This is a genomic window from Pseudogemmobacter sp. TB195, assembly GCF_058313095.1.
On sequence record NZ_JBZEGG010000223.1, the window covers coordinates 1 to 524 of the forward strand.

The 524-nt window shown below is 57.3% G+C and carries 2 protein-coding genes; one reads left to right on the plus strand and one right to left on the minus strand.

Translation table 11 applies throughout. The annotated features are described in order from the left end of the window. The coding region (locus tag AC4FS3_RS29475; protein WP_491023492.1) for a MucR family transcriptional regulator at window positions 1-192 on the minus strand (192 nt) is incomplete at its 3' end. Between the two features lie 35 nt (window positions 193-227). Between AC4FS3_RS29475 and AC4FS3_RS29480 the strand changes: the two genes are divergently transcribed. Further along, a partial coding sequence (locus AC4FS3_RS29480) for a transposase (RefSeq protein ID WP_491023491.1) occupies window positions 228-524 on the plus strand: 297 nt, incomplete at its 3' end.

The window sequence follows — 524 nt, forward strand, 5'->3', positions numbered from 1 at the left end:
GGGTTTGGCGCCAGATATTTTGTTTAGCGATGCATGAACGGAGTTTATAATCTCCGTAACCTGCGTGCGCTCAATTGCATTATTTTGAATATAAGCCGCTACGATGCGCGCGGTGAGATTGATAAGTGTCTGATCAGAAATTAAGTTGAGTGGTATCAGCAGGTTGGCTTGACAGCCTGGCCTGTCGTTGATTCACGGGTTTCGCCAAAAACTTCCTTGGATCGACGATGTGGACTGACACCACTCGCGCCCTTCATGCGCGAAGCGGACTGGCTTTGCCAAGCGATTTGACCGATGCCGAATGGGCGGTTCTTGAGCCGCTGCTCCCACCCGCGTCGCACGTTGGGCGGCCCCGTAAATGGCCGCTGCGGCGCATTCTCGAGGCGATCCTGTATCTGCTGCGCGGAGGCCTGCCCTGGCGGATGCTGCCCCCCTGCTTCCCGCCCGTATCGACGGTGCGACGCTGGTTCTACCTCTGGCGTGACGACGGACTGTGGCTGACGCTCAATCACACCCTGCTGATG